This window comes from Embleya sp. NPDC050493 (assembly GCF_044458105.1).
Lineage (GTDB): Bacteria > Actinomycetota > Actinomycetes > Streptomycetales > Streptomycetaceae > Embleya.
The window spans coordinates 357,342-377,731 of the sequence record NZ_JBITHP010000004.1; the positions used below are offsets into that span (position 1 = coordinate 357,342).

The 20,390-nt window shown below is 69.0% G+C and carries 12 protein-coding genes; 5 read left to right on the forward strand and 7 right to left on the reverse strand.

Annotated features, from left to right (window positions below):
* Positions 1 to 140 precede the first annotated feature (140 nt).
* From ACIBM5_RS11610 to ACIBM5_RS11625, 4 genes are read left to right on the forward strand one after another with little or no spacing between them, the layout of a single operon-like run.
* On the forward strand, positions 141 to 1,679 hold the full coding sequence (locus ACIBM5_RS11610; protein ID WP_396006649.1) for a PD-(D/E)XK nuclease family protein: 1,539 nt from the start codon (positions 141 to 143) through the stop codon (positions 1,677 to 1,679).
* Positions 1,676 to 2,839: a hypothetical protein gene (locus ACIBM5_RS11615; protein WP_396006650.1), complete on the forward strand. Its 1,164-nt coding sequence runs from the start codon at positions 1,676 to 1,678 to the stop codon at positions 2,837 to 2,839. Before ACIBM5_RS11610 ends, ACIBM5_RS11615 begins: the two co-directional genes overlap by 4 nt.
* Complete coding sequence (locus ACIBM5_RS11620; RefSeq protein WP_396006651.1) at positions 2,832 to 6,545, forward strand: hypothetical protein; 3,714 nt, start codon at positions 2,832 to 2,834, stop codon at positions 6,543 to 6,545. The genes ACIBM5_RS11615 and ACIBM5_RS11620 overlap by 8 nt, the downstream gene beginning before the upstream one ends.
* A gap of 27 nt (positions 6,546 to 6,572) precedes the next feature.
* A complete protein-coding gene (locus ACIBM5_RS11625; RefSeq protein ID WP_396006652.1) occupies positions 6,573 to 9,503 on the forward strand; it encodes a pPIWI_RE module domain-containing protein in 2,931 nt (976 codons plus the stop codon).
* 55 nt (positions 9,504 to 9,558) lie between these two features.
* Here the strand turns inward: ACIBM5_RS11625 and ACIBM5_RS11630 are convergent, their stop codons facing one another.
* The 3 genes from ACIBM5_RS11630 to ACIBM5_RS11640 all read right to left on the reverse strand — a co-directional run bounded on the left by ACIBM5_RS11630 (position 9,559) and on the right by ACIBM5_RS11640 (position 13,867).
* Positions 9,559 to 9,957, reverse strand: a complete 399-nt coding sequence (locus ACIBM5_RS11630) for a GNAT family N-acetyltransferase (RefSeq protein ID WP_396006653.1) — start codon at positions 9,955 to 9,957, stop codon at positions 9,559 to 9,561.
* 252 nt (positions 9,958 to 10,209) lie between these two features.
* Entirely contained in the window at positions 10,210 to 11,760 is a 1,551-nt protein-coding gene (locus ACIBM5_RS11635) for a hypothetical protein (RefSeq protein ID WP_396006654.1), read from the reverse strand.
* A 631-nt stretch (positions 11,761 to 12,391) separates the two neighbouring features.
* Positions 12,392 to 13,867: a DHA2 family efflux MFS transporter permease subunit gene (locus tag ACIBM5_RS11640; RefSeq protein WP_396006655.1), complete on the reverse strand. Its 1,476-nt coding sequence runs from the start codon at positions 13,865 to 13,867 to the stop codon at positions 12,392 to 12,394.
* A gap of 248 nt (positions 13,868 to 14,115) precedes the next feature.
* On the opposite strand from ACIBM5_RS11640, the gene ACIBM5_RS11645 reads away from it, so the two are divergent.
* The gene (locus ACIBM5_RS11645; protein ID WP_396006656.1) at positions 14,116 to 14,787 is read left to right on the forward strand and encodes a TetR/AcrR family transcriptional regulator; all 672 of its coding nucleotides are present in this window, start codon (positions 14,116 to 14,118) and stop codon (positions 14,785 to 14,787) included.
* Here ACIBM5_RS11645 and ACIBM5_RS11650 read toward each other — a convergent pair.
* Genes ACIBM5_RS11650 through ACIBM5_RS11665 form a run of 4 tightly spaced genes read right to left on the reverse strand, consistent with a single transcriptional unit; the run spans position 14,765 to position 20,097 of the window.
* Positions 14,765 to 16,606, reverse strand: a complete 1,842-nt coding sequence (locus ACIBM5_RS11650) for a dipeptide ABC transporter ATP-binding protein (RefSeq protein WP_396006657.1) — start codon at positions 16,604 to 16,606, stop codon at positions 14,765 to 14,767. The genes ACIBM5_RS11645 and ACIBM5_RS11650 overlap by 23 nt on opposite strands.
* Positions 16,603 to 17,463: an ABC transporter permease gene (locus ACIBM5_RS11655; RefSeq protein ID WP_396006658.1), complete on the reverse strand. Its 861-nt coding sequence runs from the start codon at positions 17,461 to 17,463 to the stop codon at positions 16,603 to 16,605. Before ACIBM5_RS11655 ends, ACIBM5_RS11650 begins: the two co-directional genes overlap by 4 nt.
* Positions 17,464 to 17,467: 4 nt before the next feature.
* The gene (locus ACIBM5_RS11660; RefSeq protein ID WP_396006659.1) at positions 17,468 to 18,436 is read right to left on the reverse strand and encodes an ABC transporter permease; all 969 of its coding nucleotides are present in this window, start codon (positions 18,434 to 18,436) and stop codon (positions 17,468 to 17,470) included.
* Positions 18,433 to 20,097, reverse strand: coding sequence for an ABC transporter substrate-binding protein (locus ACIBM5_RS11665; RefSeq protein ID WP_396006660.1), 1,665 nt, complete (start codon positions 20,095 to 20,097; stop codon positions 18,433 to 18,435). The genes ACIBM5_RS11660 and ACIBM5_RS11665 overlap by 4 nt, the downstream gene beginning before the upstream one ends.
* Positions 20,098 to 20,390: the final 293 nt, after the last annotated feature.

A 20,390-nucleotide genomic window follows, 5' to 3' on the forward strand; every position in this document is an offset into this window, starting at 1 on the left:
GAACCGGACTGCCGATGGCTCGCGTTGACCCCAGGGACTGTCCGACCGCTCGAGCGGTGAAAGCCCGGCCCGGTGTGCGCGAGGAAGGGTCGACAAAGCGCGCCAAGCGGGCCTACGAGACGTTCACACTCGGCCCGTTGATGGCAGCGCTGGATCTGATCGAGTTCGACGACTCGATGTCGGTGGGTGCGGTACTGGAGCAATTGCGGGTCACCAAGGGGACGTTCGGTGAGGGACGAGGCCCCGGACACCCCGGGCACATCGAGTGGGTGGCCGAGGCCGTCCTGCGCTATCTCGACATCCGAGCGGCCGACCAGGCCGCCCGGGCAACTGCCGGAGAGCCCGCATTGCACCCGGTGCGGTACGAGTGGGTGGTGCGCAACGAACTCGCCGATGCTGACCGGCGCGGCGCGCGGGTCTACGAACGTACGGCCTGGGGGCGGCGCTACGCCTCCGCCGACGGCGCTCTGCGCGAACTGCGCCTGCTGTCCTTCGGCGACTCGAAGGAGGATCGCCCCGCCTCCGAGAAGGCTGCAGCCGCGTACATCCTGGCCTTCGGCGTGCCCGCGTACAACGAATGGGGAAAGCCGTATCTGCCTGTGCTCAATCTGCCTGCGCAGGCGACCCGCCTGCCGGAGCGGGTTCGGGTACTGGACGTAGGGTGCGGCGACGACGCATCCACGGTGTTGGTCGACTGTACGGCCGAGCAGGCCAGGCGTGCCTTTGTCGAGCACGCTGCGCCCGTGCTCGCCCAGGCAGTGGACGGAACCGGGATGACGCCTGGATCCGGGTGCGTCGATTGCAAGGCGTTGGCCGGCTGCGCCGCGCTGCCTCGAACGCCGGTCCTGCTCGGCATTCCCGCGCTGCCGAGGCGATTGCGCAGGCGTAGCGTGTCTGCCAGCGATCTGCGAACTCACGCCGAGTGTCCCGCGAAGTTCCACATGACGAGGGTCCTGCACGTGCGTTCGCCGCGTCCGGAGAACGACGCGATTCAACGTGGCAGAGCCGTCGACGCCTGGCTCAACGAGCGGCACCTCGTGCGACATCCTCGCGGCTGTCGGGATGTCGAACTTCCCGATGAGACGACGGCGTTGTCCGTCGGTACCTTCCGATTGGTCGGTGAACCGGCGCGTGCGGCCGTCCGTATGATCGCCGAACATCGGGCCCTGTGTCCGCTCGACGGACTCGCCGCCGGGGAAATCGTCCAGGTCCAGAAGCAGGTCACCGTCTACGACCCGGAGCTCGACGTCGTGATTATCGCGACCCCCGACCTGCTGTACACCCGTGACGGCGGTTGGATCTGGCGGGAAACGAAGACAGCTGCGCACTACCTCTACGAGGGTAAGCCGCTACTTCGTACCTTTCCACAACTGGCCCTCGCGGTTCTCCTGATGGCTGCCGGAGCACTTGGCGAAGGCTCGGCGAGGGATCGGATCGAGCTTGAGGTTCTCTACGCGGACGACAGCAGTCTCGAAGAGATCGACCCAGGGTGCGAAGCCGTGGTCGATGAGGCCCGCCAGGTCGTGCGCGAATTGGCTGCGCCCTGGGCCGTGGATGAGACACACGCGCCGCGCGTCGGTCGACAGTGTTCGTCCTGCGAGGTTGTGGAGTGGTGCTCGGCCGGCCGTGAACATATCGCCTCCGCTGATCTGGTCGCGGACCCGAGGGAGAGTCGGTGACTGAAGAACCACTCGTGTCCGGTTCGTGGGTCGCGGACGCCGGTGTGCCGCTGATGCACACGCTGGCGGGCGCGATCATTGCCCTGGCCGAGACCACCGGCCTCGACGCGTTCACGCTGCCGTACCCGCACGAGGCCCAGCGCGCGCTCGATCGGACCGCTCTCGCATGCCTGCGCCGAGGCGCGGCGCCCCCGCACAGCATCCCGGAACTCGTCTCGTGGTGTCGGTCGCGGCCGATTGCCAACTGGCCGCTGGATCTACCGCCGGATGCGGTCGGAGACACGGATCGGCTACTGGATCCGCACTCGGGTCTGCCCACCGAACTGTGTCACGAGTGGTATCTGAAGACGCGGGACAGCGCGACTCGGCGCTATGACCGGGACATCATCCATGAGGCATTCACCTGCTGCCGAGAGAGCGGTGAGCCGGATTCTTATACCAGTTTTCGCCGACTGATGGTCGAACGTCCCGTGCGGACTTCGGCGGAATTCTTCAAGGAACGCACCGACTGGCAACTTGCGCCGGTACGCGATCTCTTGCGTCTCATCTTCCTGCCCGTGCCGGCGAGCCATCGTGGCGATGACGGCGAGGGTTATGCCGTGTGTGGTCGGTGTGCGACGCTGCTGATTCCCCTCGTCGGCGGCGGGTGGTGGTGCGAACGCGATGCGTGTCGGCGCCAGGGGAGCGCGCCCATCGACCGTCGACTCCCGGTTGAGGAAACCGGCGGAATCGTGCAACTGGCGCGACCTTTGCGGCAGTTCGTCACCTGGCCGGGGCGAGCCGAAATCGAGTTGGAGCGGACGCTCGTTGCCGCCGGTCTGTCCGTGCAGATGTGGCCGGGCTATGACGCCTACGACCTGCGGGTTACCTTCCCCGATGGGTGGGTGTGGGCGATCGACGTCAAAGACTGGGCGCATCCGGGGCTGCTCGGTGCCAACGCGACAGCGGTGCGACGCGAACCCGCATATGACGAGGCGTTCTGGGTTGTACCGACGCATCGGATTCGGGATCGCCCGGACTACATCGATGTGTACAACCGCAACCGGCCCGATCATGCCGAGGATCTCATTCTACTGACAGATCGTCAGGTGATTGACCGGGCCCGACGGCGGGTGCGAGCAGGTCTTGGCGGGAAGCGAGAGGACACCCCCGATGCGTGATCGCGAAAGCTGGCACATCCCGGTCAGTGGACCCCTGGGGCGGCTCCTGGACGAGGAGCCCAGGCCGGGAGGAACCACTCAGGCATCGCAACTGTGTCAGGTCGAACTGGGGCTTCGCCTGTTGGAAAGGCTTGCTCCGGAGCACTCGGCGGAGGGCGTGTGGACCCTCCTGGGCGGCTACCCGTTCGCCCGGGCCGCTGAGATTGCGCGAACGCCGGCCGACGAGCGGCTCCTGGCAGTCGCCCGCCACCTGTTGTGGAGCCTGCGGCGTCGCCGCGCGTGGATCCAGGCCCTCGACGCCTACCGCGATATTCCCCAACGGTTGCGGGGATATCGAATCCCGCCGGGTGCCGGCCCCGCTCGTCGACTCGAACCGGCGGTGCTCGTTACGCGATTTGACGCCTACGACGCTGCTCTTGCCGGACTGCCCGCCTTCGTACGCCGGCCGCTGCCGCTTGCCATGCCGGGGCCGAGTACGTTCTTCGAACGTCGCCGACCCACGTCTGTCACGTTTCCGCACGACCTGACCCCCGCGCCGGCTTGCGGGCACGATCTCGTTGCCGGGTCACCGGGAGACGGCAGGCGTCTGACGATCTCCAAGGCGCAACTCATGGAGACTGCGCGCTGGATGGAGAAGACCGAGGCCGAGCGCGGAGTCAGGGGAGGCGACTGGGGCCGTCGTCTTGCGGACCTGCACCTGTCCACGCGCACCTCCGACGGACGAGACTTCGACGATACGCAGGAACTCACTTTGGACCGCCTTGTCCACCTCGTCGGCATGGTGGGTGCGGGCAAAAGCACGCTGATGATCCTGATCTCGGTGTGGGGAGCCCGGCGCGGCCTGCGGACAACCCTGGTGGTCGGGGATGTTGCCGAACAGCTCCGACTCGTGACCCTCTTTCGTGCCCTGGGGCTGCCGGCGACACCCATGGTCGGGCTGACCACGCGGCAGACCCACGTTCAACGGTTGCATCGTCGCCTTGCGGCGCGCGGCGACGACAACCTGCTTCTGCACGACGATCCCGGCTTCGACGACATGAGCACGGTATGCATTGCGGACGCGCTTCGCGGAACGGAAGCCGCCGAGCCGCTTCGCTATGCCGACGCGCCGTGTGACCAGTTGTATCCCGAAGCGAATGTCGAGCCCCACACCGCGCCGGAAGGGAACCTGCTTCCGCCCGCCCCCTACCGACCGTACGGCGGCTCTTCGCGACGTTCTCGGCGCGGCGGTGACGTAGCACGGTTGGGAAAGCGACACGGTTGCCCGCTCTGGAGTGCCTGCCCTCGGCACAAGTCCGCCCGCGAACTTGTCGATTCGCTGATCTGGGTGGCCAATCCGGCGAGCCTCGTGCTGAGCCCAGTGCCGAACCACCTGAACGAGGAGCGCCTTCGGTATCTCGAACTTGCCTGTCTGCGCAGCGATATCGTGATTGTAGACGAGGCCGACCGAGTGCAGATGCAGCTCGACGATCTCTTCGCTCCGGCTGCCACGCTCGTGACACGTGGGCCCGAATCATGGCTGGACCAACTGCACACCCACAAGATCGGAGAACTGTCCGACCAGGGACGACTTCCGCTTACCGAGCGCGAGATCGAGCGCTGGGCGGCATGTTTGGATGTAGTAGGTATCGCGACCAATCGCCTCTACGCGATGCTCATTGCGGACCCGGACCTGCGGACTTGGGTCGACACGGACTACTTCAGCGCCTGGACACTTCAGGAAAAGCTGTTGGAGGAATGGTATCCCAGTCGACGGTCGAACGATGATCTCGGCGAAGGGGCCTTGGATGAGCGAGAACTGTACGAGGATGACGAAGCCGACGGCCAGGAGGAGGGCTTCGACCAGAACTCGTCGAGATGTGCCGGAGGGCAACCCTGGTCGGCTCGACGGGATCAGGTCAGGGATATGTTCGACCTGTTTCGCGACGATCCGCTGGGTGACCACGGGCCATATGATTCCGCCACTGATCTCCTGGTCCGGAGCACGCAGGATCTTCTGCACACTCTCAACGAGCCGGGTTCTCGACAACGGCTGCGAGTGGTTCTCGATCGGCTGTTGACCGGTTCACCCACCTTGGCATCGACGGACTCCGGTTGCTTGAGTGAGATGCACCAAGGTCGAGTCGACGAGGGATCAGCGGATCCGTCGGATGCGCCTGGGAGCCTGCAATGGTATGAGCGAACCACGCGTCGGCTCACGTTCACGTTGCTGCTCGCGGCGCTGCACCAGCGGCTGGATCGCTTGGTCTGGTTGTGGCCGATGGTCGAAGCGGCCCTTCACTTGGAAGCCACCGGCAACGAGCTGTCGAGGCGCCCGCCGTTGGACTACGCGCCGCTGGTTCCGGAAGCGCCCATGGGGAACGTGCTCGGGTTTCAATACTTGCCGGACGAATGGGGCGCGGGCTCGGACGCGGATGGTCTGCGCAGCGGCACGCTGCGGTTCTTTCGTTGCGCCGGCATCGGTCGGGAACTGCTCCTCACACTGCCCGAACTCGGTGCTGACGCCGTAACGGGCAGACGCGGCCCGCACGTTCTGCTGATGTCCGGCACCAGTTGGGCAGGTTCGTCCACCCGAGCCCATGTACTGGCACCTGTCGACGTCGTGCTCAAGCCCGATCCGCGGGCACTGGACGCCATTCGGCGCACGGTCTTTCGTACCGGATTCCTGTACGACGAGCACAACAAGGCACTCGGTGTATCCGGTCAGCCGCCGAAGCTTCGGGGACCGGTGCTTGCTTCGGTGGTCGCGCGTCTTGCGGGACCACGCCCCTCGGGGGCACTCAGCCCGTTGGAAGAGGAACTCGGGCTCATCGAGGACGCCGAACGTAAGCGAGCACTGTTGCTCGTCGGCAGCTACAAGGAGGCCACGGCTGTCGCCGACCAGTTGCAGGCGATGGAACGTTGGAAGGGACGAGTACGTGTTCTCAGCGCCGACGATGCGGATCTGAATCACAACGTCACGGGCGCCGGTGCCGATACGGATGCCCCCGGCCCTGCCGCGGCCGTTCGTCGCGGTGACGTTGCCGGTTTCGCCGAGGATCCCGAGGCCGAGTTGTTGATCGCGCCGCTGCTGGCTGTGGAACGCGGACACAACATCCTCAACCATGAACGCAAGGCCGCTTTCGGCACCGTGCTTTTCCTGGTCCGTCCGCATCCTCGGCCCGACGATCTGTCGTTGGCGATTTTCGCGATCAACGACTGGGCGGCGCGTTTCGTTCGTGACCACCCGGGCCTTCCCCAGGGGACGTTCGGTGACCTTGTCGCGGGGGCTGTGGATCTCGACGCCGCCGGACTCGCCTTTCGTCAGATGTCGCGTCGGGAATGGCGACGCTTGTTGTCCCGGCGTTACATGTATTCCCGGCTCGACAAACGTGAGAAGGAATCCTTTGCGTGGGATCAACTGGTGACGGTTTGGCAGGTCATCGGTCGACTGGTTCGAGGCGGGGTCCCCGCGCGCGTCGTCTTCGTCGACGCGCGTTTCGCGCCGGCCCTGGCGGCACGTCTTGCTCCGAGTGGACCGGACGGCGTGCCGAGGCGAGCAGACGAGGGCTTGCTTGCTCGCATGCAGGCCGTGTTGGCGCCCTACTTCGATCCCCACGCGGACCCCGACGGATTCACCGACCCAGCGGACCCCGTGCTGGTTCGCATGCTCTACGCGCCGCTGTACATCGCTCTCCGTGAGCTTCGCAGCCGACCGCGTTCCTGAAGATCACTTTCTCGTGCAGGAGCCACTATGGGATTTACGTATGACCGCATCCGCCGTGCCGCCTATCTCTCCGATGGGGAGTCGCCGCTGAAGGCTTCCTACAACGTCCTCGGCTTCCCGGAGCAGTGGCGTGCCACCCTGCTCGATCTGTGCAATCTCGGGCGCGGTGCGGCTGCGGAGCCTTTGCGCGCCGTTCCGACCTATCACCTGGATGGTGTGCTCCAGACTCTCGCGCCGGATTTGATCGTTCGACCGCGCGTGGTCGAGCCGCAGCGGGGCGGCGCCGATCCCTGGCTGTACAGCCCGGTTGACCTTCCCCATCCACTCCCCGACGCAGCGCTTGAGGGTCTGTTGAACGTCTGGGTCAAGGGGCTGCGACCCGAGCCGGAGCATGCCTCGCGCGTCGGTGAGATCCTGCGCTCCTTCGCTGCCGAGCCGCCCTCATGGAGCACCATCGAGGTGGACCTCCTGGATTGCCCGACTACTCATGGCGGGACGGCGAATCCGGAACACCGGCAATTCCAGTTGACCCCCGACTACCTGGCTCGCCGGGTGGCCGCGCTGCCACCGTTCGACACGGGTGCCGGCACGTTGACGTTTCGCGCCGTTCCGCGTGGGCCGCACCAGAAGGGGGCGGAATTGATGTCACAGCCGCTGCCGTACGAGGCAAAGCGGCGCACCTGGTGGTTTTCGATCGTTCTGGCATTCACGCTGCATACTGTGCCGTTTTCGGCAACTCCGCGCGTGCACGTGCACTCCTCGATTCGCCGTTGGGCCACGCGGACCGGCACCGATGGTCTCCTGCACCTGCCGCACGGCGTGAAGACATCCGTCTACCTGCGCCCGACCATTCCGTGGTTGCCGGGAGCTCCGACCAGTCACCGGTACGCGATTGCGCGAGTCGCCTGGGATCGGAAGCGCCGTCAGCACTCATGGCGAGGAGGTGACCCCGCCGGATTGTTGCAGGCTCTTACCCTGAGCGGGCGGTTTCCAGAACCGGCCGATCTGTTGAGCTCTCCTGAGCAATGGATCGGTGACGGGCCCGGGGTACGAGCGGCGATCGTATACAGCACGCGGATGGGGGCACATGCGGTTGGTGCGGGACTGATGTCCCATCAGCGTTCGCAGCTCGTCGAATGGCTTGAGCAGGCGTTGCCCCTGGGGTTGCGTCCTACACCAGAGTTGTCGCGCAGTGGCCGGTCTTCCGGGCTGCCGCTCAATCCTCGTCCCAAGCCCGCAGTGGGGGAGAAGCCGGCTGAGGAGATTCGGTCGGCCGAGGAACGAAGGACGGCTTGGGCGGCCTCGGTTTCGGACGACGCCACGGATACCGAGATCCCGATCGTTGAAATTCGCTTGTTGTGGCAGACCGAACGGATGCGCGATGAAGCGGTCCTGGCCTTCGAGCGGCTGCTGGCTCTGAAGGGTGGCGGCGTCGTCGAAAGTGTGGGCGAGGTGGATGTCCGGGAGTGGAGTATGCCGGACCTCACAGTGCGGTTGCGTAGCCTGCGGTTGTCCGGGGGGCTCGCCGATGATCTGGGCATTGACCCGTTGATGCGTCCGCGCCGTCGCGCACTTGCTCAAGCCATCGATGAACGGCGTGGGCGGGCGTCTTCATTTTTGCTGGCGGACGGCGCTTCTCCGAGGAGCCCATCCCTGGCCTTGGTCGAACTCGATCGACGTGCGGACTTCAGTTCGGGAGCGCACGATCCGAAGTACGCTCTGCGTCTCGGTTGTGCGGATGCGGGCGTGCTGACCCAATTCGTGTCGGTACCCAAGAAAGTCAAAGGCTACGACTCCGAGAAGACGGCAGAGCACCGCGCATTCCAGGGATGGGCCGATGGGCTACGCCAGTTGGGGCTCCGAGTCCACCCCGAGCATTCGCTCGGTGGCCAGCTGCCCGAGGGCTTGCGGTATGCCGCGGTCTGGATGGTCAAGCGGCGTGCGGACGGTCCGACCCGAGTTGCTCTGCATATGCCGGTGGCCGTGTTGGTGACACCGGACAAGGATGCGGCCGGGCGAGCCACGGTTCAGGGCTGGGACAAGGACGCGAAATGCTGGATTCCGTACCCCGAGTTGTTGCTGAGATTGGTGCAGCTCGCTGAACTTCCCTGCGATGAACCGGAAATCGATGCCGGTGAATCGCCGGATGGGCCGGAGACAACGGCCGGGTCCGCCACGCCACGGGTGACATATTGGGATCGGCAGCGGAGCCGGGACGAACAACGCAAGGAGACGGCACGTTTTCTCCAGCACATGATCCGCTCGCTTCGAGGGGAACCCACGGTATTGCTGACACATGCTCAGAACAGCCGGTCGCACTGGCCTTGGTTGCAGGATGGCCAAGTCGTCCGAGACCTGATCAAGACCGGGCACGCCCCGGCCGGACGACTTGATGCGGATCTGCGACTGGTTCGAGTACGTGCCACAGCGGGATGGGAAACACCGCAGTGGTGGGGGGTCGGTGCTCCGACGGGTATCAACGGTCTACCGGCCGGGATGTGGGCCGAGCCCGTGGACGAGAATGGATCGACCACGAGTGCCCGGGTTTTCTACAGTACGACCGAGAAGCCGTTCCAGTTCAAGGCTGCCGCCGTGAAGGCAGACAAGCTGGCTCCGCGTCTGATGGAACGTGGAGTTCGTAAGGGCGAGGCGACGATCGACACCGGTACACCGGCATGGAATTCGGGGCTGGTGGAAATTGCCGTCCTCGGTTGCCACGAGGACGCTGGGGACGATGCGGAGGCCCTGGCCCTCGCTGTACATCAACTCCGATACGCGCCGGACTTTCCCGATGCACTGGCGCTGCCCCTGCCCTTGCACTTGACGGCACTGGTGCAGGAGTACGTTCTGCCAACCGAGACGGATGCCGAGTCATTGGCCGAAGAAGAAGCCGGAGGTACGGATCCGATGGGTTCCTGTCTCGAACCGGACCAGCTCCAACTGCCTGGTCTGGAATGAATGCTGGGCGCAGGAGGTTCGACCGGCCCCGTCGGGGCCGGTCTCGGGCGCGGGTTCATTCCTCGAAGGTCCAGGCGAACATGACGTGGTCGGACTCGGTGTCGGCCGCGGCGGAGCGGTAGGTCGCGACGGCGGCCTCGTTGTCGCGCTCGGTCAGGACCCACATGCCGTAGCACCCGCGTTTGCGGGCCAGCTCGGCCAGCGCCTCGGTGAGCGCGCGGCCGATGCCGTGGCGTTGGTGGTCGTCGGCGACCGCCAGTTCGTACAGGAACATCTCGGTGCCCTTGTCCGGGTGCGTCGTCTCGACTCCGGTGACCATCCCGACCGGGGTGGCGCCCACGTAGGCGAGCAGGATGTGATGCCCGGCCTCGCCCAGGAAGCGGGCCGCCCAGTCCGGGCGTACCGGGTCGTCGAAGAGGTCCCCGGCCGCGATCACGTCCGCCACCGTCGTCACACGCCGAATCGTCGCCACATTCGTATCCACGACGACATTCAACGAGATTTGGCCCCATTCCAGAAGCCGTTGCAGGCAATGGACACCCCATGGTCGGGGTGGGCGTGCGGGCGTTTCCAGCGTAAATGCGGTCATTGGTACGGGTCGGGTATGGGTGTTGGCCAGGGTCGGCCGTGCGATTCCCGGGCAGCTGCGATCCCGGTGCGGTCGCGCCGCCGCGCGCCGCGCCGGTTGCGCCGGCAGGCCGCAGGGCTACTTGTCGGACGACCTCATGCCGAACGACAGTGCGCGGCGCACGTCGCGGCCGGCCTGGCGGGATTGGGCCCAGACGGTGCGCGAGATCGCGCGGATCGGTTCGAGCGTCGCGCGCCAGGCGTGTGCGAGTGCGCGGGAGGTCGGTGCCAGGACCGCCGTCCTCGCCCACACCAGCGGTCGCCGGATCAGCACGCGTAGCGCCCGAGCGGTCGCGCCGCCCAGGAGCACCGTACGGCGCCCGACGCGGATCGCCGGTCGGACCGTCGCGAAGTGCAGTCCCCGGCCGAGCGACCGGCCCGCCGAGATGGTCCTGCGGCCGACCCAGCGCAGCGGCAGCACGATGAGGAAGCGCAGGGCTCGACCGATCAGTCGGACCAGGATCACGGTCTTGCAGCCGGCCCAGCGCAGCGGCAGCACGATCAGGAAACGCAGGGCTCGACCGATCAGTCGGACCAGGATCACGGTCTTGCGGCCGGCCCAGCGCAGCGGCAGCACGATCAGGAAACGCAGCGCCCAGCCGAGGGCCCGACCGAGGGCACGAACGAGGCGGACGACCCGATACCAGGCCCAGATCACCGGTCGGGCGACGACCGTCTCGAACACGATTCCGATGCCGCGCCCGATCATCGCGAGGCCGCGCCCGGCGAGCCGCACTGCGCGCAGGGCGCCGCGGCCGGCCCAGCGGATCGGTACGACGAGGCCGAGGTAGAGCGCGCGTTCGGCGATTCGGGCGCCCAGGCGCAGGCCGCGTCGGATCAGGTCGGCTCCGCGGACCAGTCCGCGCCAGACCCACGCGGCCGGCCTCGACACGGCGTGCCGGAGCACGAAGCCCACGCCTCGCCCGAGCGCGACCAGGACACGTCGGCCGACTCGCGCACCGGCCACCACCCGGCGCCCCAACCACTTGAGCGGCACGATCAGTACGTGGTGGAGCCCCCGTGCAAAGCCGCGACCGATCACCCGGGCGGCCCGCCAACCCCACCGGGCGGGCACCACCAGAAGCAGGTACAGGGCGCGTGCGAGCCCGGCGCCCAGCATGCCGGCGACGCGGACCGCGAAGCGGGCGAGTGCGATCAGCCCGGCGCCGAGCGGACGCAGCAGCGCGGTCCGGACCCAGCGCAGCGGCAGCACGACGGTATACCGGCCGAACAGCCGCAGCCCGCGCCACAACACGTCGACGGCCAACCACCGCAACCCCCGGCCCACCGCGAACACGCCGGCCCGCACGGCCTTCGCGAGCGGGACGAGGACCAGCCTCCACAACCACGTGTCGAGCCGGCGCCCGACGGCCAGGATCGTCCGCACGATCGGGACCAGGAACCAGTCCCACACCACGACCTTCAGTGCGCGCCCCAGCCCCACCAGGAGTCGACCGGCGGGGAACACGATCCGGTCCCGGGTGCCCCGGGCCGTCACCTTGAGCAGTTCCCATGCCAATCGGGTCGGCAGCAGAACCATCACCGCGATGATTCGGATCGGCCAGCGGATCAGGTCGTAGAGCAGACCGGTCGGTTCCGGTGCGCGCTCGGGAGTTTGACGACTCGTCATCGGGGTGTCGGGTTTGCGGGGGTCCGCCTTCCGGAGGTCCGGCCTGGGCGGATCCGTCTTCCGGAGGTCCGTCTCGGGCGGGTCCGCTTTCCGGAGGTCCCTCGCCTCCCGGTCCGTCGGGCGATCGAGCGGCATCCGAGACGCCGTCGTCTGCCCGTCGAGGGACGGGGGTTCGTCGCCCCGCCGCGCGGCCGAAGGGTCTTTGCGCAGATCAACCGGACTACCACCGTCCGATTGATTGCCGTCGTGCACGGTCTCCCGCATGGCGTCCCCCCGAGGTGACCCGGCTCCCCGCCGGATCCTGCCTCCTTGGGACACCGCGGCCGGCGCATCCTCACGCTCCGCACGCGAGGAATTTTTCGGGCGGGACGGGTGCGGCGGTCGACGCGGAGGCGGACGCGAAGGCCGCGCGGGGGTCGAAGCGGGATCGACCCGGCCGGCCGATCCCGCGCCGCACCGACGCGTGCCTCCGCGCCCGCACCGGACCGAACGACCCCCGCGCCGCGCCCTCCCGACGCCCGACCCCCGCGCCCTGCCCTTCCGCACCACGGCGCGTGTGTACAGGCCCGGTCCGCGCGCCGCCCTGGCGATCGCGGGCCGGACTCGGACGCGGACCCTGGCCCGAGTCCGATCAGGCCTCCTGGCGGGCCGGTTCCGGCAAGGGCGTGCCCTCCGCCGGCAACGAGGCCGTGTCCGGCTCGGCGGCCGTGGGCGCGGCCGGTGCGCGGCGCACCAGCAGGCCGACCGCGCCGACCACCACCGCGATGGCGATCAGGTACCCGAAGGTGCCCTGGAACGCGGACACCACGGCGCGGCTCTCGGAGCGCTTCTGCAGGACCAGTGCGGCGATGGCGATACCGAGCGTGCCGCCGATCTGGTTGCCGAGGTAGACGGCCGCGGTCGCGCTGGGCACCGACTCCGGGGCCACCGAACCGAAGACGGAGGACATCGCGGGCGCGCCGACGAAGCCCAGGCCCGCGCCGGTCACCAGCGAATAGCCCACCAGGATCGCCGTGTTCGTACCGGCGTCGGCGGTGCTGAAACCCAGGATGCCGAGCGCGGCCAGCACGCCGCCGAACGGGATCAGCGCACGGGCGCCGATCCTGTCGAACAGTTGGCCGGCGATCGGCATACCGATCCACACGCCGACGCCCTGCGGCACCAGCAGCAGGCCGGCCGCCATCACGCCGCGGTCGCGTGCCACCTGGTAGTACAGCGGAATCAGGAACAGCAACGAGAACAGCAGGATGCCGGTCAGGAACACCGCGCCGATGCCGACCGCGAAACCGCGGATCCGGAACAACCGCACGTCGATCAGCGGGTGCTCGGTGCGCAGTGCGTGCAGCACGTAACCGATGATCAGGGCGGCGCCCGCGACCAGCGCCGCGATCACCTGCGGTGCGCCGAAGCCGCTGTCGCCGGCGGCCTGGGAGAGGCCGTAGACGACCGCCGCGAAGCCGGGGCACAGCAGCGAGATGCCGCGTGCGTCCAGCGGCGGCGGCTCGCCCTCGCGCGGCGGATCGGCCGGGATCTGCCGGTAGGCGAGCGCCAGGGCGATCACGCCGATCGGCAGGTTGATGATGAACATCCAGCGCCAGTTCGCGTGTTCGAGCAAAACGCCGCCGAGGACCGGGCCCAGGATCGGACCCAGGGTGACCACGGCGCCGACGATGCCGATCATCTTGCCCGCCCGCTTGGGCCCGGCGGCCAGGGCCAGCATGGTCAGCAGGGTCGGCTCCAGCGCGCCGACGCCGACGCCCTGGAGCACCCGGAACGCGATCAGGCTCTCCGCGTTCCAGGCGATCGCGGACAATGCCGAGCCGGCCAGGAAGACGGTCAGGCCGGTGAGCCACACCGTCTTGCCGCCGAATCGGCCGGCGGCCCAGCCGGCCAGTGGCACGGTCGCGGCCAGGGCCAACAGATAGCCGGTGGCCACCCATTCGATGGTCTCGAGTGGTGCGTCGAAGTGTTCGCCGAGGGTGTCGATGCCGACGTTGACGATCGTGGTGTCCAGGATCCCCATCACGCCGCCGAGCAGCATCACCAGCATCAGACGCAGGAGTGGCCCGTCGATCCTGGTCTCGGGGTCGGGAGGTGCGGTGGCCATGAATGCCTCCAAGTTACCGATGAGATCAGTTAACTAAACTCGCGAGTAAAAATTAACAGCACGTCTGGTAACGTCGCAACATGGTCGAGGGAACGAAGAGGTCGACGACGCGAGCGGCCGGCGACACGGCGGCACGGAGCACGCCGGCGGGCCGAGCGGCAGCGGAACCGGCGACGACCGGATCGCCGACAACCGGATCAGCGCCCGCGGGACCGTCGGCGGCAGATCCGACGACGACCCGCGCGCCCGTGCCCCCTCCCGCCCACGGCACCACGCGCGGTCGGATCGACAAGCGTCGGGCGATCCTGGCCGCCGCCGAGGCGGTGTTCACCCGCGAGGGCTACACGCTGGCCGGCATCGATGCGATCGCCGCCGAGGCCGGTGTGTCCAAGCCGACCATCTACAACCACCTCGGCGGCAAGGAGAACCTCTTCCGCACCGTCATGGTCGAGGCCGCGATCGAGTCCAGCGGCCGGATCCTGGCCGCGCTGGAGGCGTTCCCCACCGATGCCGAGGAGTTGCATCCGCGGCTGACCGCGATCGCTCACCGCGTCGTGCAGTGTCAGGCGGGCGAGAAGGGTTGGGCGCTCCAGCGGCTGGTGTACGCCGAGGCGGCGCGCTTCCCGGACCTGTACGACACCATCCGCGAGGGTGGCACCGTACAGATCATCGACGCCCTGGCCGGCCGACTGGCCCGGCTCGCGCACGGCGGACACCTGGACATCGACGACCCGGTCACCGCCGCGAACCAGTTCCTGGCGCTGATCTCCGGCGACCTGCCCACGCTCACCGCGCTGGGTACCCGGCCGGTGGACGACGTGGCCCTCGATCGCGCGGTGACCGCCGGGGTGACCACGTTCCTGCGCGCGTTCGCCCCGCGCGAGGGCGTAGGCGCGGTCACGACGCGGCCCCGCCACTGAGCACCCGCCCACCGCGCGCCTCCGGCTCCCCGGGGCCTGCCGGACTCGCCGGACCCGCCGCGTCCGCCACCTCGCCGGCCGCCGCCGCGCCCGTCTCGACCGCCACTGCGTGCGGCGCCTCCGCACCGTGCGCCGCCGCTGCCCCGGGCGCCTCCGTCACGCCGGCCGCCGCAATCGGGCGCGGTACGGCGGCCAGCAACTCCCGCGTGTAGGGCGCCTCGGGCCGGGTGAACACCCGCTCGGCGTCGCCGCTTTCCACCACCCGGCCGTCCTTCATCACCAGGATGCGATCGCTCACGTGCCGGATCACCCCCAGATCGTGCGAGATGAACAGCAGCGCCAGGCCCAACTCGGCCCGCAGGTCCGCGAGCAGGTCCAGGATCTGCGCCTGGATGGACACGTCCAGCGCGGACACCGGCTCGTCGCACACGATCAACTCGGGCGACGGTGCCAACGCCCGGGCGATGGCCACCCGTTGCCGCTGACCGCCGGACATGTCGCGGGGCCGCCGATCCAGCAGATCCGTGGACAGGCCGACCTGATCGAGGAGTTCGAGCACCCGGGCGCGATGCGCGGCCCGGGTGGAGCGCAGCCGGCCGCCCGGCAGCCCCGCCGCGGCGACCGCCTCGCCCAGGATGCGGGCGACCGGATACCGGGGGTCGAACGAGCCGAGCGGGTCCTGCTGTACGGCCTGGATCCGGCCGCGCGAGGCGCGCCGCGCGGATTCGGGCAGCTCGCTCCAGGGCGCGTCGCGAAAGCGCACCACACCCGCGTCGGGACGTTCCCAACCCAGCACGATCCGCGCGACCGTGGTCTTGCCGGACCCGGACTCGCCCACCACGCCCAGGGTTTCACCCGACCGCAGCGCGAACGACACGTCCCGGACCGCGTCGTGCCCGGTCCCGTCCGGCCCGCGGAAGCGCTTGCCGATCCCGGTCGCCTCCAGCAGCACCGCGCCCACCGGCGGCGCGGCGGGCACCGCGACCCGGGTCGAGCCGACCGGTGCGGACAGTCGGGTCCCCTTCGCATCGGCCGACGGCACCGCCGCGAGCAGTGCCCGGGTATAGGTGTGCTCCGGCTCGGTCAGGACCCGCTCGGCGGGCCCCTGTTCGACGATTCTGCCCGCATGCATCACCGCGATCCGGTCCGCCAGCCGGGCCACCGCGGCCAGGTCGTGGCTGATCAGCAACACGGCGGTGCCCCGCTCCTTGAGCCGGCCCAACAGGGTGAGCACCTGGGCCTGCACGGTGACGTCGAGCGCGGTGGTCGGCTCGTCCGCGAGCAGCAGTTCGGGGCCGCCGGCCAGCGCGGACGCGATCAGGGCGCGCTGGCGCAGGCCGCCGGAGAGCTGGTGCGGATACTGCCTCGCGCGGCGCGCCGGATCCGGGATGCCCACGTCGTCCAGGAGTTCGAGCACACGATCGCCGACCCGAGCGCGTGGTACCACCGCGTGGGTGCGCAGCGCCTCGGCGACCTCCGCGCCGACCGTGCGCAACGGGTCGAGCGAGACCAGCGCGTCCTGGAGGACCAGGCCGATCCGGCGGCCCCGGAGCGCCCGCCAGCGCGATTCGGACAGCGTGCTCAGGTCGGTGCCCGCGAAGGCGAGTCGGCGGGCGCTCACCCGGGCCCCGCCGCCGGTGAGTCCGACCAGGGTGCGCGCGGTGACGCTCTTCCCGGAACCGGACTCGCCGACCACGGCCAGACATTCGCCACGTGCGAGGGTGAACGACACGTCGCGCACCACCGGTTCTCGGCCGGGAAAGGCGACGTCGAGTCCGTCCACGACGAGCAGCGGCTCGGTCGGGGCAGTGGTGGTCATCGGGGAATCCCTCCGGCGAAACGGGTACGGGCATGCCGACCGGCCACGTTCACCGCGATCACCGCGCAGGTGACCGCGGCGCCGGGGAACACCCCGATCCACCACGCGGTCTCCAGGAAGCCGCGACCCTCGGAGAGCATCGCGCCCCATTCGGGCGAGGGCGGTTGCGCGCCCAGGCCCAGGAAGCTGAGCCCGGACGCATAGATCAGTGACGTGCCGAAGCCGACCGTGCCCAGCACCAGGAGCGGCCCGATCGCATTGGGCAGCACATGCCGCACGATCAGCACGGGTCGGCGCAGACCCAGGCCGGCCGCCGCCTCGACGTATCCCGAACGCCGCACCACGAGCGCCTCGGCGCGAACCAGGCGTGCGTAGCCGGGCATCGCCGCGACGGCCACCGCGACCATCACGTCCACGGTGCCGCGCCCGAGCAGGGTGACCACGAACAGCGCGAGCAACAACTCGGGCAGCGACAACATGATGTCGGCCAGGCGCATGCAGACCTGATCGGCGGCCCGGCCGCCGAGCGCCGAGAGCAGCCCCCAGACGGTGCCGCCGACCAGGGCGAACGCGGTCGCGCCCAGGCCCAGCAGCAGGGAGGGGCGGGCGCCGTGCAGGACTCGGGCGAACACGTCGCGGCCGAGTTGATCGGTGCCGAACCAGTGCTCGGCGTCGGGACCCCGCAGGGCGGCGAGCGGATCGGTCTCGATCGGTGAGGTGCCGGTGAACAGGCCGGGCGCGAGCCCGATCAGCGCGAACAACACCAGGACGGAGAGCGCCACCACGACGCTCGGACGCGGGGTGCCGTGTCGGCGGATCCGGACTCGCCGTTTCCCGGGTGCCAGGGTCCCGCTCATTCGCTCATCCCTTCCGCAGTCGTGGGTCGACGACGGCGTAGAGCACGTCGGTGAGTTGCGAGATGAGCACGAAGACCAGGGCGGCCAGCAGCACGACGCCCATCACCACCGGCATGTCCTTGGTGTTCACCGACTGCAGGGTCAGGGCGCCGATGCCGGGCCGGGCGAAGACCTTCTCGACCAGCACCGTGCCGCCCAGCAGGGTCCCGGTCAGCCAGCCCGACAGGGTCAGCAGCGGGATCGCCGCGTGCCGGAAGGCGTGCCGGACCCGCACCGCGCCCCGGCTCAGCCCGCGCGCCCGCGCGGTGACCACGAACGGCTCGGCCAGCGCCTTCTCCAGGCCCTCGCGCAACACCTGGGCCAGCACGCCGGCGATCGGCAGGGCGAGGGTGACCGCGGGCAGCACCAGCGTCTCGATGCCCTCGGCCCCGGCCACCGGGAACCATTGCAGGCGGAACGAGAACACGGTCAGGAGCACGATGCCCAGCCAGAACGACGGCGTGGAGACCGCGACCAACTCCCAGGCACCGAGCGCCGAGCGCAGCACCGACCGGCGCCCAGCGGTGGCAAGCGCCGAGACCACCGCGATCACCACCGCCAACACCAGGGCGGCCATCGCCAGTTCGAAGGTCGAGCCGAACTGCTCGCCGATCAGCGCGGACACCGGCTGCTGGAGCTGATAGGACTCGCCCAGGCGGCCGTGCAGCAACTCGCCCAGATAGTGCAGATATTGACTGAACAGCGGGTCGTCGAAGCCGTAGTCGGCCCGGATCTGCGCGCGCACGGCGGGGGACGCGGTGGTCTGCGGGCCCAGCAGCGTGGCCACCGGGTCGCCCGGCAGCAGCTTGAGTCCGGCGAACGCGAGTGTCGCGGCGCCCAGCAGCACCGAGGCGATCGCCACCAGCCGCCCGCCCACCGCGCGCAGGACGCGCGGCAGCCGGGCCGGCTCGACCGATGTCACGGCGACGGTCATCGCCGCGCGGTCCACACGTCGTGGAACAGCGGCCACGCATTCGGGTCCAGCCGCAGCCCGTTGATCTGCTTGCCGGTCGCGAACAGTGCGGTGGCCGAGTAGAGCGGCACCACCGCGGCGTGCTCGACCACCCACGCCTGGGTTTGGGCGTAGAGCCGATCGCGGGTGGCCCGATCCAGGGTCGCCGCCGCCGCGTTGGTCCACTCGTCGATCTGCGGGTTGCTCAGCCAGGCCGCGTTCTGTCCGCCGGTGCTGGGCAGGTTCGCCGAGTTGAAGTACAGCCGCAGCACATCCGGCTCGAACCGGGCCCAGCTCATGTCCAGCACGTCGTACTTGCCGGCGTACGCGTTCGTGGTGAACGCGCCCAGATCCAGCGCCGGCCGTTGGACCTCGACGCCGATCTTCTTCAGGTCCGCCTGGACCGCCTGGGCCAGGATGTCGCGCTGTTCGCGCACCGCCGCCGGTGCACTCGGCCACTGCACGCTCAGCCGTTTGCCCTCCCGGGTCCGGTAGCCGTCGCCGTCGCGCGCGCTCCACCCGGCCTCGTCCAGCAACCGCCCGGCGAGCGCCGGGTCGTAGGGCCAACTGTTCTCCAGCGACCTGTCGTAGGCGGGTGTGGCCGATCCCAGCGGGCCCCAGGCACGGCGATACTGGTCGAAGTAGATCGACTGGATGTTCGGCCCGATGTTGATCCCGCGCTGCACCGCCCTGCGCACCCGCTCGTCGTCGAACGGCGCCCGGGTGGTGTTCAGGAACAGGCTGTACACGGCGCCGGCGAAGTCGTGGCGCAGGATGCGTACGTCCGCGCGCCCCTCCAGGCTCTTGACGTTCACCGGCGGGATCGACCCGGCGATGTCCACCTGACCGCCGGCGAACGCACCCACCCGGACCGAGTCCTCGGTCAGGAAGCGGAAGGTGAGCTTGTCCAGGTAGGCGGCGCCCTGGTGCTTGGATCCGGCGGGCGCCCAGTTGTACGCCGGGTTGTTCTCCAGGGTCAGGCTCTGGCCCTTGGTGTGCGCCGCGAACTTGAACGGCCCGGTGCCCACCAGTTGCGCGCCGCCGGCGCACAGCTTGTCGCCGCTCGCGGCCAGGGCCTGCGGCGAGTAGAAGCCGAGATAGGCGGTGCTCGCGGCCTGGAGGAACGGCGCGAACGGCTTGGCGAAGGTGACCTTGACGGTCGCCGGGTCGAGCACCTCGGCGCCGGTGTAGGGGCCGAGCAGACTGGCCGCGTACTGCGACTTGGTGGTCTTGGCCGCGATCCGGTCGAAGTTGACCTTGACCGCGTTCGCGTCGAAGGCGGTGCCGTCGGTGAACTTCACGTCGGTGCGCAGCTTGAACGTGTAGCTCGTCAGGTCCGGCGCGGTCTCCCACGAAGTGGCGAGCCAGGGATGGAAATTGCCCTGGTCGTCCTGGGAGACCAGCGAGTCGAAGACGTTGCGCTGAATGGACGCGGTGATGTCCTGCGGACTGACGTGGATGTCGAAGCAGGTCGGCTCGGTGTTGATTGCCACGGTGGCGGAGCCGCCCTTGACCGGCGGACCCGCGTCCGCCTCCGAGGCGGCCTTGCCGGTCTCGGTGGTGGCGGAACAGGCGGACAGGACCAACGCGGCGGCCAGAGCCGCACCGACGATTCCGGGTAGACGTGGTCGGATTACGCGCATGGTCGAGTCCTGTCGAGAGTGGGAGGTGATGCGAAGAGGCGCAGGGCGAAGCGATGACCGCCGCCGGCACATCCAGGAAGGTAGTGGCGCCGCGCCGACCCCCAGCACCCCTAACGAACCCCTACCGACCCTTGTCGGTACGCGCGGGATCGGGATGTTGGCCGGAGTTGTCCGCCCGGGCGGCATTCGTACGCCCGGCCCGCGACAGAATGGGGCGAACGGTGCGTGCGGGTGTCGGCTTTCTTTCGCGACACCTTCGTGTTGACGCGACGCGGGCGGATTTCTAGACTGCC

Coding starts and splice junctions, on each gene's coding strand:
- ACIBM5_RS11610 (WP_396006649.1), top strand. CDS start 141: ATGGCAGCGCTGGATCTGATCGAGTTCGACGACTCGATGTCGGTGGGT.
- ACIBM5_RS11620 (WP_396006651.1), top strand. CDS start 2,832: ATGCGTGATCGCGAAAGCTGGCACATCCCGGTCAGTGGACCCCTGGGG.
- ACIBM5_RS11625 (WP_396006652.1), top strand. CDS start 6,573: ATGGGATTTACGTATGACCGCATCCGCCGTGCCGCCTATCTCTCCGAT.
- ACIBM5_RS11635 (WP_396006654.1), bottom strand. CDS start 11,760: ATGACGAGTCGTCAAACTCCCGAGCGCGCACCGGAACCGACCGGTCTG.
- ACIBM5_RS11640 (WP_396006655.1), bottom strand. CDS start 13,867: ATGGCCACCGCACCTCCCGACCCCGAGACCAGGATCGACGGGCCACTC.
- ACIBM5_RS11650 (WP_396006657.1), bottom strand. CDS start 16,606: ATGACCACCACTGCCCCGACCGAGCCGCTGCTCGTCGTGGACGGACTC.
- ACIBM5_RS11655 (WP_396006658.1), bottom strand. CDS start 17,463: ATGAGCGGGACCCTGGCACCCGGGAAACGGCGAGTCCGGATCCGCCGA.
- ACIBM5_RS11660 (WP_396006659.1), bottom strand. CDS start 18,436: ATGACCGTCGCCGTGACATCGGTCGAGCCGGCCCGGCTGCCGCGCGTC.
- ACIBM5_RS11665 (WP_396006660.1), bottom strand. CDS start 20,097: ATGCGCGTAATCCGACCACGTCTACCCGGAATCGTCGGTGCGGCTCTG.